Annotated in this window: 12 protein-coding genes; 8 read left to right on the forward strand and 4 right to left on the reverse strand. The window is 32.2% G+C overall.

Translation table 11 applies throughout. The features are described from left to right. Positions 1–43 precede the first annotated feature (43 nt). Positions 44–1081 (reverse strand): RluA family pseudouridine synthase, encoded by a 1038-nt coding sequence (locus JM82_RS02645; RefSeq protein WP_145000955.1) that lies wholly within the window; start codon positions 1079–1081, stop codon positions 44–46. Positions 1082–1084: 3 nt separating this feature from the next. After that, the gene (locus tag JM82_RS02650; RefSeq protein ID WP_145000957.1) at positions 1085–1648 is read right to left on the reverse strand and encodes a PASTA domain-containing protein; all 564 of its coding nucleotides are present in this window, start codon (positions 1646–1648) and stop codon (positions 1085–1087) included. 126 nt (positions 1649–1774) lie between these two features. Between JM82_RS02650 and JM82_RS02655 the strand changes: the two genes are divergently transcribed. Genes JM82_RS02655 through coaD form a run of 3 tightly spaced genes read left to right on the forward strand, consistent with a single transcriptional unit; the run spans position 1775 to position 3865 of the window. After that, positions 1775–2749: a D-alanine--D-alanine ligase gene (locus JM82_RS02655; protein WP_145000959.1), complete on the forward strand. Its 975-nt coding sequence runs from the start codon at positions 1775–1777 to the stop codon at positions 2747–2749. A gap of 39 nt (positions 2750–2788) precedes the next feature. Then, positions 2789–3397: a zinc-ribbon domain-containing protein gene (locus JM82_RS02660; RefSeq protein ID WP_145000961.1), complete on the forward strand. Its 609-nt coding sequence runs from the start codon at positions 2789–2791 to the stop codon at positions 3395–3397. Positions 3398–3409: 12 nt separating this feature from the next. After that, complete coding sequence (coaD, locus tag JM82_RS02665) at positions 3410–3865, forward strand: pantetheine-phosphate adenylyltransferase (RefSeq protein ID WP_145000963.1); 456 nt, start codon at positions 3410–3412, stop codon at positions 3863–3865. 46 nt (positions 3866–3911) lie between these two features. Here the strand turns inward: coaD and JM82_RS02670 are convergent, their stop codons facing one another. Further along, complete coding sequence (locus JM82_RS02670) at positions 3912–5573, reverse strand: SulP family inorganic anion transporter (protein WP_145000965.1); 1662 nt, start codon at positions 5571–5573, stop codon at positions 3912–3914. 96 nt (positions 5574–5669) lie between these two features. Between JM82_RS02670 and JM82_RS02675 the strand changes: the two genes are divergently transcribed. The 5 genes from JM82_RS02675 (at position 5670) to JM82_RS02695 (ending at position 12470) form a co-directional block, all read left to right on the forward strand. After that, a complete protein-coding gene (locus tag JM82_RS02675; protein ID WP_145000966.1) occupies positions 5670–7400 on the forward strand; it encodes a M14 family metallopeptidase in 1731 nt (576 codons plus the stop codon). A gap of 79 nt (positions 7401–7479) precedes the next feature. Then, positions 7480–9006: a carbon-nitrogen hydrolase family protein gene (locus tag JM82_RS02680; protein WP_145000968.1), complete on the forward strand. Its 1527-nt coding sequence runs from the start codon at positions 7480–7482 to the stop codon at positions 9004–9006. A gap of 107 nt (positions 9007–9113) precedes the next feature. Next, positions 9114–10559, forward strand: coding sequence for a RimK family protein (locus JM82_RS02685; protein WP_145000970.1), 1446 nt, complete (start codon positions 9114–9116; stop codon positions 10557–10559). Between the two features lie 2 nt (positions 10560–10561). Further along, entirely contained in the window at positions 10562–11794 is a 1233-nt protein-coding gene (locus JM82_RS02690) for a glutamate-cysteine ligase family protein (RefSeq protein ID WP_145000972.1), read from the forward strand. Between the two features lies 1 nt (position 11795). After that, entirely contained in the window at positions 11796–12470 is a 675-nt protein-coding gene (locus JM82_RS02695) for an N-formylglutamate amidohydrolase (protein ID WP_145000974.1), read from the forward strand. Positions 12471–12525: 55 nt separating this feature from the next. Here the strand turns inward: JM82_RS02695 and JM82_RS02700 are convergent, their stop codons facing one another. Then, the gene (locus JM82_RS02700) at positions 12526–14697 is read right to left on the reverse strand and encodes a T9SS type A sorting domain-containing protein (protein WP_145000976.1); all 2172 of its coding nucleotides are present in this window, start codon (positions 14695–14697) and stop codon (positions 12526–12528) included. Positions 14698–14762: the final 65 nt, after the last annotated feature.

Consider the following 14762-nt stretch of genomic DNA (forward strand, 5'->3'; position numbering starts at 1 on the left):
ATAGCGCGACCCTTGTGGTAACGCCCAAATTATATTTTATAACTTATTCCATGTGTTTGGAATAGCCTCTCCACTTTTCAATACATTCCTGAATATCGTCTGGAATTTCAGACTCAAAACTCATAAATTTATTTGTTGTAGGATGCACAAAGCCAAGTGTTTTTGCGTGTAGTGCTTGACGAGGTAATACTTTAAAACAGTTGTCTACAAATTGCTTGTATTTGGTAAACGTGGTTCCTTTTAGTATAAGGTTTCCGCCATAACGCTCGTCATTAAATAAGGTATGTCCAATATGCTTCATGTGGACGCGTATTTGGTGTGTGCGTCCTGTTTCTAGCTTACAGCTGACTAAAGTTACATAGCCTAAACGCTCTAAAACCTTATAGTGTGTTACTGCTGGTTTACCTTTGTCTGCATCGTCGTCTAAGTATACTGTGTTTTGCAGTCTGTTTTTTGGGTGACGTCCAATGTTACCTTCTATGGTACCTTCTTCCTCATCCATGTTACCCCAAACTATTGCGACGTATTCACGCTCACTTGTTTTAGCTTTAAACTGTGCTGACAAATGTGCCATAGCAACTTCCGTTTTTGCTACAACTAATAAACCTGATGTGTCTTTATCTATCCTATGGACTAATCCTGGACGATCGCTAGAGTTGTTAGGTAAATTATCAAAATGAAATATTAATGCATTGATTAATGTCCCAGAATAATTACCATGTCCTGGATGAACAACCATACCTGCTGGTTTGTTAACGACTAGTAATTGGTCGTCTTCATAAACAACATCTAATGGTAAATCTTCTCCTACCAATAGGTTTTCATGTGGTGGATGCTCAAAACGTACCGCAATAACGTCTTCCGGTTTAACCTTATAATTAGATTTAACTGGTACGTCGTTTACAAATATACTTCCGTTTTTGGCTGCATCTTGTATTTTATTACGTGTTGCGTTTTCTATTTTGTTCATTAACCATTTGTCTATACGTAATGGTTTTTGACCTTTATCTGCTGTAAAAGAATGATGTTCAAATAATCCATCTGCATCTTCCTCTTGTAATTCTGGTGTGTAGTCCTCCATAATTTAATTGCCTCCAGGACGGTTACCGTTACCTAACACGACATCTATTACTGCTGTTTTAGGCAGTTTTGTATTAGGTTTTAATGTTTCTCCTTTATGACGTAATTCTCTAACCATATCTTTACCAATATGATCAACATATATTGTTTTTCCTATTTTAAAGCCTAATGCTTCAATTGTTGGTTTTGCTTGTCTAAAACTTTTATGACTTAAATCAGGCACTGCTATTTTACGGTATCCTGACGGATTTAATGTAATGTATATTTTGCGGTTTTCTTTAACTTTAGCGCTAGCTTTTGGGTCCTGCTCTATTACAGAAAACTTTGGGTAATCGGGATTAAAATTAGCCGAGTCCTGAATTTGCATTACCAAGTTGTTTTTTTCTAACTCTATTTTTGCAACTTCTATCGATTTTCCTGTCAAATCCGGAACCGTTTCAAACTCGTTATTATTTGTAGTAATGTTTAACCACTTAAGCATTAAAAACACTAAAACAACCACAGCGACTACTGCTATTGCTAATTGCTTAAAAAACACTTTACTTTTAAGAAAATTGATGACACTCATTTAACTAATTTTTGTAGGCAAATATATAAAAACTAAAAGGTTTTATCTTCGGAATAAAATAAATGATATTTTTACAAAACGAATATTTTAATGGTTTATTGAATATCTGAAATAATTTAGATTTAAATGAAAAAAAACATTGCCATAATAATGGGAGGTTATTCTAGTGAATATAAGATCTCTCTTACCAGCGGAAACGTGGTATATCAAAATTTAGATAAGGTTAAATATAATGCCTATCGCATACATATCTTTAAAGACAAATGGGTTTATGTAGACGATGCAGATCAAGAATTTGCTATTGATAAAAACGATTTTTCTGTAACTATAGATAATAATAAAATTACTTTTGATTGTGTTTTTAATGCTATTCATGGTAGTCCTGGAGAGGATGGTTATATGCAAGGCTATTTTAAATTACTAAACTTACCGCATACCAGTTGTGGGATGTATCAAGCTGCTGTTACTTTTAACAAAAGAGATTGCTTAAGTATTTTAAAGCCTTACGGTATTTTAACTGCTGAAAGCTATTACCTAAATTTAGGTGATCCCGTAAATGAGGAGGATATTATTACTAAAGTTGGATTACCCTGTTTTGTAAAGGCTAATAAAGCTGGAAGTAGTTTTGGTATTACAAAAGTGCACAAAAAAGAAGACCTACAACATGCAATTAACCATGCCTTTAAAGAAGATGACGAAATAATTATAGAGTCTTTTTTAGATGGTACTGAGGTATCTGTAGGTGTTATTACTTATAAAGGCGAAACTAAAGTTTTACCAATTACAGAGATTGTTAGCGAAAATGATTTTTTTGATTACGAAGCTAAATACCTTGGTAAATCTCAAGAAATTACGCCTGCAAGATTAACTAAAACACAAGAAGCCAAAGTAAATACTGTAGCTAAAAAGGTCTATGAGGTTTTAAGAATGACTGGTTTTTCTAGAAGTGAATTTATTTTTAAAAATAACGAACCTCATTTATTAGAAATGAATACCATTCCTGGTCTTACTAACGCTAGTATTTTACCACAACAAGCGCAAGCTGCAGGAATTAGTATGCCTGATTTATTTGGAAATGCTATTGAAGAAGCTTTAAAATAAATAGCCTATATTTAATAATTAACCAAATCCCCAAACACTATGGTTTTTTACGGAAGTAAAGCTAGCAAACTTAAAGAAGGTCAACTTATAAATGTAAAATGTCCCAATTGCACAGAAGGACAAACCATGCATTATGCTATTTATGGTAAATATGCTTACGTATATTGGATCCCTTTATTTCCTATAGGTAAAACTTATGTTTTAGAATGCAACCATTGTAAACGCACGTACAGCCTAAAAGAACTACCTGAACAAATAAAACAAAAGTTTGAACTAGAAAAAACAGGCGTTAGGTTTCCGTTATGGTATTTTAGTGGATTGATAATTATTACTCTTGCTATTTTAGTTGCAACATACTTAAGTAAAAAAGATGACGAAAATGACACCTTGTACATTAACAATCCTAGGATTGGAGATGTGTATTCCGTTAAGGCATCACAAACTGGATATTACACATCTATGAAGGTTACTACAATCACATCAGATAGTATTTACGTCATTTTTAATGATTATGAAATAGATAGAAAATCTAAAATTTATAAAATAAATAAAACAGAAAATTATACCACAGAGCTAGATGGCTACTCAAAACAGGAAATAAAAACCCTTTTTGAGCAAGAGTACATTTACGAAGTGGATAGAGATTAAACTAAGATAATTATGAAACGAGCACTTTTTCCTGGATCCTTTGATCCTATCACATTAGGTCATTTGGATATAATAAAACGTGGCGTAAAACTTTTTGATGAAGTAGTTGTGGCTATAGGTGTTAACTCTGAAAAAAAATATATGTTTTCTTTAGAAGACCGAAAACGTTTTTTAGAAGACACCTTTAAAGATGAACCTAAAGTAAAAATAATGACCTATAAAGGTCTGACTATTGATTTTTGTAAAGAGATTAATGCTCAATTTATTTTACGTGGTTTACGTAATCCTGCTGATTTTGAGTTTGAAAAAGCAATTGCACATACTAACAGAAAACTATCAAAAATAGAAACTGTATTTTTATTAACTGCTGCCAGAACATCTTATATAAGTTCTAGCATTGTTAGAGAAGTAATAAGAAACAATGGTGATTACACTGTTTTAGTACCAGATAGTGTTAGGGTTAAATAACCTCACAATAAAAAAAGGCGAGCATCAAATGCTCGCCTTTTTTTATTTAAAATTTATACTCTGATAGTGGTTTAGGAAAATCTTCTGGATTAGCTGCTAAATGATACCTAGGATCATCAATAGCCTCTACAACAACCTCTCTAAACTTAGGACTAGATTTATATAGTAATACTTTACAATCTTCGCTTAAATGCTTTAAACGTATCTGCTTTCCTTCTTTCTCATACTTTTCAACTAAATTAAAAATAGCCTCTAATGCAGAATGATCACTCACACGAGATTCAACAAAATCTATTTCTATTTTCTCGGGATCGTTTTTAGCGTCAAACTTATCATTAAACGCTTGAATGCTTCCAAAAAATAATGGTCCCCAAATTTCGTAAACTTTAGTACCATCTTCTTTAATACGCTTTCTAGCTCTAATTTTTGTTGCGTTTTCCCAAGCAAATACTAAAGCCGAAATTATTACACCAATAAACACTGCTACTGCTAAATCAACAAATACTGTAACTAAGGATACCGTTATTAGTACCACTGCATCAGACATTGGTATTTTCTTTAATATTCTAAAACTAGACCATGCAAAAGTTTCGATTACCATCATAAACATTACACCTACTAAAGCTGCAATTGGCACCATTTCTATTAACTTATCTGCAAACAAAATAAAGGACAATAAAGTCACAGCCATCATAATTCCTGATAATCTACCACGTCCACCTGCATTAATATTAATAACCGTTTGACCAATCATACCACAGCCACCTGTACCACCAAACAATCCTGACACAATGTTTCCTGCACCTTGCGCAACACATTCTCGGTTTCCGTTTCCTCTGGTTTCTGTTAATTCATCAACTAAATTCATAGTCATTAAAGACTCAATTAACCCAACAGATGCTGCTAAAAATGCAGGTAAAGCAATAAATTTTAAAGTATCTAAATTAAATGGTAATTTTTCCCAAAGCTCCATATTTGGTGTTGGAAATTCTCCTTTTAATCCTGTTCCTCCACCTTCAATAATATAAGATCCTACAGTAGACACGTCCATATTAAAGCCAATAACAATTAAGCTGGTTACTAAAATAGCAGTTAATGCTGCAGGCAACTTTTTGGTTATTTTAGGTAATCCCCAAATAATTCCCATAGTTAATAATACCAATCCAATCATGGTATATAACTCAGAGCCTTGCATGTAGGTACTAACATATTCGTTTACTCCTGCATCAGATACTTTTAAGGATTTATGAGAAAACATTTTTACTTGAGCCATAAAAATAACGATAGACAAACCGTTTACAAATCCCATCATTACAGGATGCGGAATCAATCTAACAAATCGTCCTAATTTAAAAACACCTGCAAAAATTTGTATAATTCCCATTAAGACCACACAAGCCATCAGATAGAAAAACCCCATGTTTTCAATAGGTGTATCCATTAACATCCCTTTGGTATGACCATCCGCAATCATAGTTACAAAAATAACTGCTACAGCTCCTGCTGCTCCAGATATCAAACCTGGTCTACCACCAAAAATAGCTGTTATCAATCCAATAATAAAGGCACCTGATAATGCCATTAAAGGATCTATTTGCGCTACAAAAGCAAAAGCCACTACTTCTGGGATCATTGCTAAAGACACGGTTATTCCTGCTAATACATCATCTTTTGCGTTCGGAACTATTTTTCTAATAAACTCTGTCATTTCTTCAATTTTTCAAGCTGCAAAAGTACGTTTAATTACAACAATCACAAGTCTATAGTATTATATTTGTGTAACCGTTATTTAAAATTACAATCAATGAAAAAAATATTAGTCTTATTAATTTTAGTGGTTTCGTGTAAATCTACAACTAAAAAGGATTTTGATTTTGAAACTGTTTTTGAAAAATCTCAAGGATTAGAAACTGCCACTTACCAACAAACGATTCAGTATTACAAAGATTTAGCAACAGCTTATAATTCAATATCTATAGACTCTATTGGCAGTACGGATTCCGGAAAACCATTGCATTTAATCACATTAAATCCTGATGGAAATTTTGATTTTAAAACGATTAGAAACGATAAGCGTATTTTACTAATTAATAACGGAATACATCCAGGAGAATCTGATGGCATTGATGCCACTATGATACTATTTAGAGATATTGCTTCCGGTAAAATTGAAGCACCTAAACATACTGTATTAGTCACAATTCCTGTTTATAATGTTGGAGGTAGTTTAAATCGAAACACTTCTACAAGAACAAACCAAAATGGCCCTAAAGCTTATGGGTTTAGAGGTAACGCTAGAAACTTTGATTTAAACAGAGATTTTATTAAAAGTGATACCAAAAATGCTAAGACTTTTGCTCAAATTTTTCACTTGGTAAAGCCTGATGTTTTTATAGACAATCACGTAAGTAATGGCGCAGATTACCAATATACTTTAACGCATTTATTTACGCAACACAATAAGCTTGGTGGTACTTTAGGTAATTATTTACACACCAAAATGCAACCTAACTTAGAAGCTAAGTTAGCAACTAAACAATGGGACATTACGCCATATGTTAACGTATTTAATAAAGTGCCAGAAGCTGGATTTAGTCAATTTATGGATAGTCCAAGATATTCTACGGGTTACACTACTTTGTTTAACACCTTAGGTATGATGGTTGAAACACACATGCTTAAACCATACAAACAACGTGTAGAAGGCACCTTTGAGTTAATGAAATCCATGATTGAAATTATAGAAGAAGACCATGAACAAATTAAATCTTTACGTCAAAACTACAACCAACAACTTATTGCAAAAAAGACTTACCCATTGCAATGGGAAATAGATACCACACAAACCACATCCTTAAATTTTAAAGGTTTTGAAGGTAACATGATACCTAGCAACATTACAGATGCAGACCGTTTAAAATTTGACAGAAGCAAGCCTTTTACAAAGCAAATTACCTACCAAAATTATTTTAAGCCTAGTTTAGAAATCAACATACCACAAGCCTATATCATTCCTCAAGGTTGGTGGAATGTAATTGAACTTTTAAAATTGAATGATGTTAACATGACACCTTTAAGTAAAGATTCTACAATAACGGTACAGTCCTATAAAATTGACAACTACCAAACAAGGTCTCAAGCTTATGAAGGACATTACCAGCATTTTAATACAAGTATAAAAGTTTCGGAAGACGCCATTACATTTAATAAAGGCGATTATATTATTAAAACTAATCAAGAGGCTTTTAGATACCTAATTGAAACTTTAGAACCGCAAGCTCCTGATTCATTTTTTAACTGGAATTTTTTCGATACAATACTGCAACAAAAGGAAGGATTCTCGCCTTATGTTTGGGAAGATAAAGCCGAATTAATTTTAAGACAAGACCCAAAATTAAGAATCAATTTTAACCTTAAAAAATCTTACGACAAAGACTTTGCCTCAAATTGGTATGCTCAGCTTGACTGGATTCATAAACAGAGTGTTAATTACGAAAAATCACATTTACAATACCCTGTTTATAGACTAAAATAATGTCTGAAAAATAATTTTTATTGTTGATTATTGGATAAATTTTTATATTACATTTACTTAAAATTTCAAGTAAATAAAAATGAATCCACAAGACATTGAAAATATAGAATTAGCATATCTAACTTTAGATGATTATCAAGAGTTAAAAGAAGCAATGCAAGAAGCATATAAATCTATGCCTAATCTATATTGGAGAGAAAATCAAATTAAAACTTTAATTGACAAGTTTCCGGAAGGACAAGTTGTTATTAAAATTAACAATCAAATCGCTGGTTGTGCTTTGTCTATAATAGTTGATTATGACAGGATTGAAGCAGAGCATACCTACGAGGATATTACTGGTAACTATACTTTTAATACACACACAAAATCTGGTGATGTATTATATGGTATTGATGTATTTATTAAACCTAAATTTAGAGGTTTACGCTTAGGTAGACGTTTATATGATTACAGAAAAGAGTTATGTGAAAAACTTAACTTAAGAGGTATTGTTTTTGGCGGTCGTATTCCTAATTTTCATAATTACCAAAACGAAATGACACCTAAGGAGTACATGGATAAGGTAAAAAGAAAAGAAATTCATGACTCAGTTTTAAATTTTCAAATCTCAAACGACTTTCACCCATTAAGAGTTTTGAAAGGCTATTTAGAAGGTGACAAAGATTCTGGCGAGTTTGCTGTACTATTAGAATGGGATAATATTTATTATCAAAAACCATCTAAAAAAGCTGCTACCAAGAAAAAAGTGGTACGATTAGGTCTTATACAATGGCAAATGCGCTTGTATAAAGATTTAGAAGAATTAATGCAACAAGCAGAATACTTTGTTGACGCAGTATCTGGATATAGATCTGACTTTGCATTATTTCCAGAGTTTTTTAATGCGCCTTTAATGGCAGATAATAACCATTTGCCAGAGTCTGAAGCAATTAGAGAACTAGCAAAACACACAGAAGAAATCGTTCAGAAATTTTCAGAATTAGCCATATCATACAACATCAACATCATTACAGGAAGTTTTCCAGAAATGAAAGGGGATTTACTATACAACGTAGGCTATTTATGTAGACGTGATGGTACTTTGGAGCGTTATGAAAAACTTCATGTCACTCCTGACGAAGCTAAAGTTTGGGGAATGCAAGGTGGTACTAAATTAGAGGCTTTTGATACCGACTGTGGTAAAATAGGAATTTTGATATGTTACGATTCTGAGTTTCCAGAGTTAAGTAGACTTTTAGCAGACGAAGGTATGGACATCCTATTTGTTCCGTTTTTAACAGACACACAAAATGGATACTCTAGAGTACGCAATTGTGCACAAGCAAGAGCGATTGAAAACGAATGCTATGTAGCTATCGCAGGAAGCGTAGGTAATTTACCTAAAGTGCATAACATGGACATCCAATATGCGCAATCCATGGTATTTACACCATGTGATTTTGCCTTTCCAGCAAATGGAATAAAAGCAGAAGCAACAACCAACACAGAGATGATATTAATCGCAGATGTTGACATAGATTTACTACGCGAACTTAACCAGTTTGGTAGCGTTAGAAACCTAAGAGACAGACGTAAAGACATCTTTAGCTTAACTAAAAAATAAGCCAAAATTATTTATTAAAAATTTAACTAAACTGGTTTTACATTTTGTAAAACCAGTTTAAAAATAATATAACTTTACATAAATTAATATCGCGATCTTCGCATAAAATGAACAAATACATTGTTGTCAATCAACCAGAAAAATGGCATTTTTCGATTGAGAATATTACGGTAATTTCATCGCAAGATTATCTTACCAATCCTAAATTTTCGCTTTTAAAAAAAGCAAGAATATTTAATCTTTGCAAAGATTATAGTTACCAATCCAAAGGTTACTACGTCTCGCTTTTAGCCGAAGCTAGAGGTCATTTAGCCATTCCAACAGTAAGAAACATTGTAGATTTAAAAACACTTAAACTAGTCAAAATAGTTTCCGACGAGTTTGACGATGTTATACAACAAAGCCTAAAAAGCATTAAGTCTAGAGAGTTTACTTTAAGTATATACTTTGGTCAAAATGTGGCACAAAAATATAAAGAGCTAAGTAGTTTGTTTTACAAACATTTTCAAGTTCCTTTTTTACGCGTAAAGTTTCATCATAATAATAAATGGAACATACAAAGTATTAAAGCTATTTCAGAATCAGAAATTCCTTTAGACCATCTAGAAAGTGTTAACCTATTTGCTAATCAGTATTTTGCAAAAAAACGTTATGATACTCCAAAATTGACTACCTCAGATTTTGACTTAGCCATTTTGGTAAACCCAAACGATCCTGCTCCTCCTAGCAATACAAAAGCTTTAAAAAAGTTTATAGACATTGCTGAAAAGATGAATATTTATGCTGAAATTATAGAGCCTAAAGATTTAAGTCGTTTGTCCTCTTTTGACGCTTTATTTATAAGACAAAGTACAGAGGTTAATAATGAAGCCTATGCATTTGCGCGTAAAGCACAGCAAGAAGGTATCGCTATTATTGATTACCCAGAAGCAATTTTAAAATGTTGCAACAAAGTGTACATGGCAGAAGCGTTAAACAATGCTCATATTGCGACTCCAAAAACAGTAATTGTCCACAAGGAAAACAGAGCCTTAGTATTAGAACAAGTTGGTTTACCTTGTGTATTAAAAGCACCAGATAGCACGTTCTCATTTGGAGTAAAAAAGGCTAAAACAGCTAAAGAATATGACACCTTGGTAACAGATATGCTAAAAGAGTCCGATTTAATTATTGCACAAGAGTTTTGTCCTTCAGATTATGATTGGCGCATTGGCATTATCGACGATGTCCCATTTTATGCTTGTAAATATTATATGGCTAAAGGACATTGGCAAATCTATAACTGGAATGCTGACAAAAAAAATGATCAAGATGGTGACGCTGATTGCCTGCCTATAGAAGACGTCCCAAAGGATGTAATTACTATGGCAATAAAATCTGCAAAACTAATGGGTAAAGGCTTGTATGGTATTGATATAAAAGTGGTCAATAACAAACCAATGGTTATTGAAATAAATGACAATCCAAATATAGACTATGGCGTGGAGGATGCCTATTATGGCGATTTAGTTTACACTAAAATACTACAGGCTTTAAAAACTAGATTAGAATAATTATGTCTAAAAAATATCACTTATTTGAAGTTTACGGAATAGAGCTAGAATATATGTTAGTAAACACTAACAGCTTTAAAGTTGCTCCTATTGTGGATGTATTACTTACTAAAAAAAATGGTAAAATAACTTCTGATATCGAAAACGGATCTATCGCATGGAGCAATGAATTGGTTGGACATGTTGTTGAAATTAAAACGAATGGACCAACTAATGATTTAAATAATCTTGCAGAAGCATTTCATCAAAACATCATAGAAATAAATGGTTTATTAAAACCTTTAAATACAAAACTACTACCTACAGCGTCTCATCCTACAATGAATCCTTTAAAGGATACACAACTATGGAAACACAGTTATAGTGAAGTTTACGAGTTGTACAACAGGATTTTTGATTGTAAAGGTCATGGTTGGAGTAATGTGCAAAGTACACACATTAACTTACCCTTTTATGATGATAAAGAGTTTGAAAAACTACATGCAGCCATCAGGATAATTTTACCACTAATCCCTGGTTTATGTGCAAGTTCGCCAATTTTAGATGGTAAAATTACAGGATTTAAAGACACTAGATTAGAATATTATAAAACCAATCAAAAAGAAATTCCAGAAATGACTGGATTGGTTATACCAGAGCGTGTTTTTACAAAAGCGGATTACTACGCTACCATTTTTGAACCCATAAAACAAGTCATTAAAAAGTATGACACAAATAATATTTTAGATCATCATTTTTTAAATAGTCGTGGTGCAATTGCAAGGTTTGATCGAAATGCTATAGAAATTAGACTAGTCGACATTCAAGAGTGTCCAAAAGCTGACATTGCTATTTGCGCATTAATAATTGAAGTCTTAAAGCTTTTAGCTAATGAAGATACAACAAGTCTTAAAAAGCAAAAAAAATGGTTAAAGCAGGATTTGTTTTCTATTTTAAACGCAGTAATTAAAGATGGCGAAGCATATAATATCTCTAACTTAGACTACCTTGAGTTATTTGGAATAAAGCAAGCCTCTAATGTTAAAAACGTGTGGCAACAACTATATATATTAGTAAAAGATCATATTTCTAAGGACTACCAAAACGCATTAGAAGTCATTTTTAATCATGGTACGCTTTCAACCAGAATTGTTAACGCGTTGAATCATGATGTTTCGGTTAAAAACATTGAATTGGTTTATAAACAATTAGCAACATGTTTGGAGGAAAACAAAATGTTTATTCCTATAAGTTAAAATGAAATTAGTCATTACTTGTGAACATGGTGGCAATGCTATTCCTTTAGAATATAAACCCTATTTTTTAGATACTTTAGTTTTAGAAACACACAAAGGTTATGACTTAGGTGCATTGGATGTATTTAATTATTTAAAGCCTATTGCTGATTATTCAAATTTTAGTACTACAAGTCGTTTATTAATAGAATTAAATAGGTCTACTAATAATAAAAATTTATTTTCAGCATACACAAAAACACTGACAACAAAACAAAAACAAAGCCTAATTAACACGTATTATAATGACTACAGGCAAGCTGTAACAAAGTATATAGCATCAATCATAAACAACAATTTAAGTGTCATACATCTGTCTATTCATTCTTTTACACCTGTTTTAAACAATGCTATAAGAGACTGTGACATTGGTCTTTTATACGACTCTAGAAGGATTCAAGAAAAGCAATATGCAATGTCATTCAAAAAAAATATTTTAGCTTTAAATCCGGAGTATCGTGTCAGATTTAATTATCCCTATTTAGGAAAAGCCGATGGCTTTACAACTGCATTAAGACAACAATTTAAAAACAATTATATAGGCATTGAGGTAGAAATAAATCAGTCTTTTGCTGTAAATAATAAAATGCCAGAAAAGCTAAAACATGTTTTAAAGCAAAGCATTATTAATTTTTAAACATAAAAAAACCGTTACAATTTGTAACGGTTTTTTTATTATTTAATGTAATTGGTTATTTTCTAACCATTATCTTTTTAGTAAGTTGTCTTACTTCCGAGTTTAACTTAAGGATATAAAAACCTGCTTCTAAATCTGAGGTATTAATAGTATTACTATTATTAGATAGCTTACCTGTAAGTATTATTTTACCATTAACATCAATCATAGCGTAGTTAAGGACTTCATTTTTAAGTAAATCCACGTTAATATTTAATTGTGTTACAACTGGATTAGGGAACAATCTAATATCTGCAGATAATTGTGCTTCAATAGCTTGATTACCTTTTACCTGATCAACAGTTATACTACTATTTCTGTCTGTAGACCCAGTTACAATCACCATTAATTGACTACCAACAGTATCAAGATCTGCGCATATTTGGTTGCTTTCAATTAAATCTAAAACATCAAAAGCAGTTGATGTACCCAATACTAAATCGTTTAAATCTAATGTCTCTGGATCAAAAGCTAGAGTATGTACTGTGTAAAAACCTCCCATTTCTGGAATATCTAATACTAAGTTTTCACTAAATCCAACAATTGTTAAATCATCTCCTTTAGTAATTACTGTTGCTAAGCTATAGCCATCAGGTAAAATAGCATCGTTATTTAAATTAACTGTTACAGTAGACGCAACACCAGGAATAATTATAGCTAATCCACTAGAGATCGTTGAAGTTCCTGCAAATGTAGCTTGACAAGCTAATACATCAACTAAAGTAAAGTTAATGGATTGCGTATCACATTGTGTACCTGAAGCATTATCCTCTGAAAATAATTGAGATACTATTTGGTAAGAACCTGCTTCTAAATCCCAAGCAGCTGCTGTAGGATAAGAATATGGTAATGTGTTATCTGTTACCACAACAGAAGCACCTGTGGTTACATTAGTAATTGTAGTAGAAACACTTTGTGAAGCTCCTGTAATTAAAGTTGCTATTGCAAATCCTGCTGGTAAATCTGTAACATTATATGTTTGACCTTCAGTGATTGTTAAATCATCAGTTCCATTTGAGAAAGCAAACGCATCAATCGTACCACAAGGCTCTTCACAATTAATTGTAAATGTTACACAAGTGTTATCACATGCTGTTCCACTAGCATAGTTTTCTTGAAAAATACTAGCACATATTTTAAATGTACCGCAACCATGTGACCAAACTGAATTAGTTGCACCTGGATAAGTGTATGGAATTGCATTTTCTGTTTTAGTAAATACCTCTCCAGTATCTAAGTTAGTTAAAGTAAAAAATGCACTTTCTAAATTTCCTGAGGTTAATAACTTGATATTAAAATCTGCTGGAAGATTATCTAAATCATAATTTGCTTCATCTACAATCGCTACAGTAGCGTCAGCAAAATTTGAAAACTCATATCCTACAATTTGACTACACGTTGTTTCATCAATTGTAAAATAGATAACCTCTTCATCACATAAAGTCCCTTGAAAATAATTGTTTTCAAATATTTTTCCTATTAATTTAAAGTCTCCTGTTCCGTAACACCATGCTGCATTTCCCCCTGGAATTGTATAAGGTGTATAGTTTTCACCAACATTAAATGTTTGACCAGTTGTTAAGTTTACTAATATTAAATTAGCACTTTCCGACGCTCCATCAACTAATAAGTCAACATAAAAGTTATTTGGTAGGGCATCTAATGCATAAGTTTCATTATTTGTTATTGTCACATCTTGAGATCCATTTGTAAACTGAAATCCAGAAATTTCTCCACATGTTTCCTCTGGCTGACAAGTAATAGTAAATCTAATAGTTTCACTATCGCAATATGTCCCACAGCTATCGTATTTGTACAATTTAGCTTTAACTTCAAAATTACCACAACCATAGTTCCATGCGCCATTTCCTCCTGGAAAAGTATAAGGCAAATGATTTTCGTTTACGTTATAACATTGTCCTGTGTCTAAATTTCTAACATAAAATTTAGCACTTTGTGAGTAACCACTAACTAATAAGTTAACGTAAAAGTTATTTGGAAGATCGTTAATGTAGTAAGATTGGTTATGGCTAATTGCTGTAGTCGTCGATCCGTTAGAGAATTCAAAGCCAGCAATAGAACCACAATAGGTGTCTTCTAAGGCAAATGATTGAAAAGAAAAAGTCATTGCTAACAAGACTAGCATTGCTTTAAAATTAACCAATCGGTTAAGTAATTTTGTATACATACTGTGAGGGTTTTAAATTAATTACATTTACAAGTGCGAAAATAATTAACTGAATTCTCCTACAA

The sequence above is a fragment of the Olleya sp. Hel_I_94 genome, assembly GCF_007827365.1.
In the GTDB taxonomy this organism is placed as follows: Bacteria; Bacteroidota; Bacteroidia; order Flavobacteriales; family Flavobacteriaceae; genus Olleya.

Excerpts from the sequence above, each read along its gene's own strand:
- JM82_RS02645 (WP_145000955.1), bottom strand. The coding sequence starts at position 1,081 with ATGGAGGACTACACACCAGAATTACAAGAGGAAGATGCAGATGGATTA.
- JM82_RS02650 (WP_145000957.1), bottom strand. The coding sequence starts at position 1,648 with ATGAGTGTCATCAATTTTCTTAAAAGTAAAGTGTTTTTTAAGCAATTA.
- JM82_RS02655 (WP_145000959.1), top strand. The coding sequence starts at position 1,775 with ATGAAAAAAAACATTGCCATAATAATGGGAGGTTATTCTAGTGAATAT.
- JM82_RS02660 (WP_145000961.1), top strand. The coding sequence starts at position 2,789 with ATGGTTTTTTACGGAAGTAAAGCTAGCAAACTTAAAGAAGGTCAACTT.
- coaD (WP_145000963.1), top strand. The coding sequence starts at position 3,410 with ATGAAACGAGCACTTTTTCCTGGATCCTTTGATCCTATCACATTAGGT.
- JM82_RS02670 (WP_145000965.1), bottom strand. The coding sequence starts at position 5,573 with ATGACAGAGTTTATTAGAAAAATAGTTCCGAACGCAAAAGATGATGTA.
- JM82_RS02675 (WP_145000966.1), top strand. The coding sequence starts at position 5,670 with ATGAAAAAAATATTAGTCTTATTAATTTTAGTGGTTTCGTGTAAATCT.
- JM82_RS02680 (WP_145000968.1), top strand. The coding sequence starts at position 7,480 with ATGAATCCACAAGACATTGAAAATATAGAATTAGCATATCTAACTTTA.
- JM82_RS02685 (WP_145000970.1), top strand. The coding sequence starts at position 9,114 with ATGAACAAATACATTGTTGTCAATCAACCAGAAAAATGGCATTTTTCG.
- JM82_RS02690 (WP_145000972.1), top strand. The coding sequence starts at position 10,562 with ATGTCTAAAAAATATCACTTATTTGAAGTTTACGGAATAGAGCTAGAA.
- JM82_RS02695 (WP_145000974.1), top strand. The coding sequence starts at position 11,796 with ATGAAATTAGTCATTACTTGTGAACATGGTGGCAATGCTATTCCTTTA.
- JM82_RS02700 (WP_145000976.1), bottom strand. The coding sequence starts at position 14,697 with ATGTATACAAAATTACTTAACCGATTGGTTAATTTTAAAGCAATGCTA.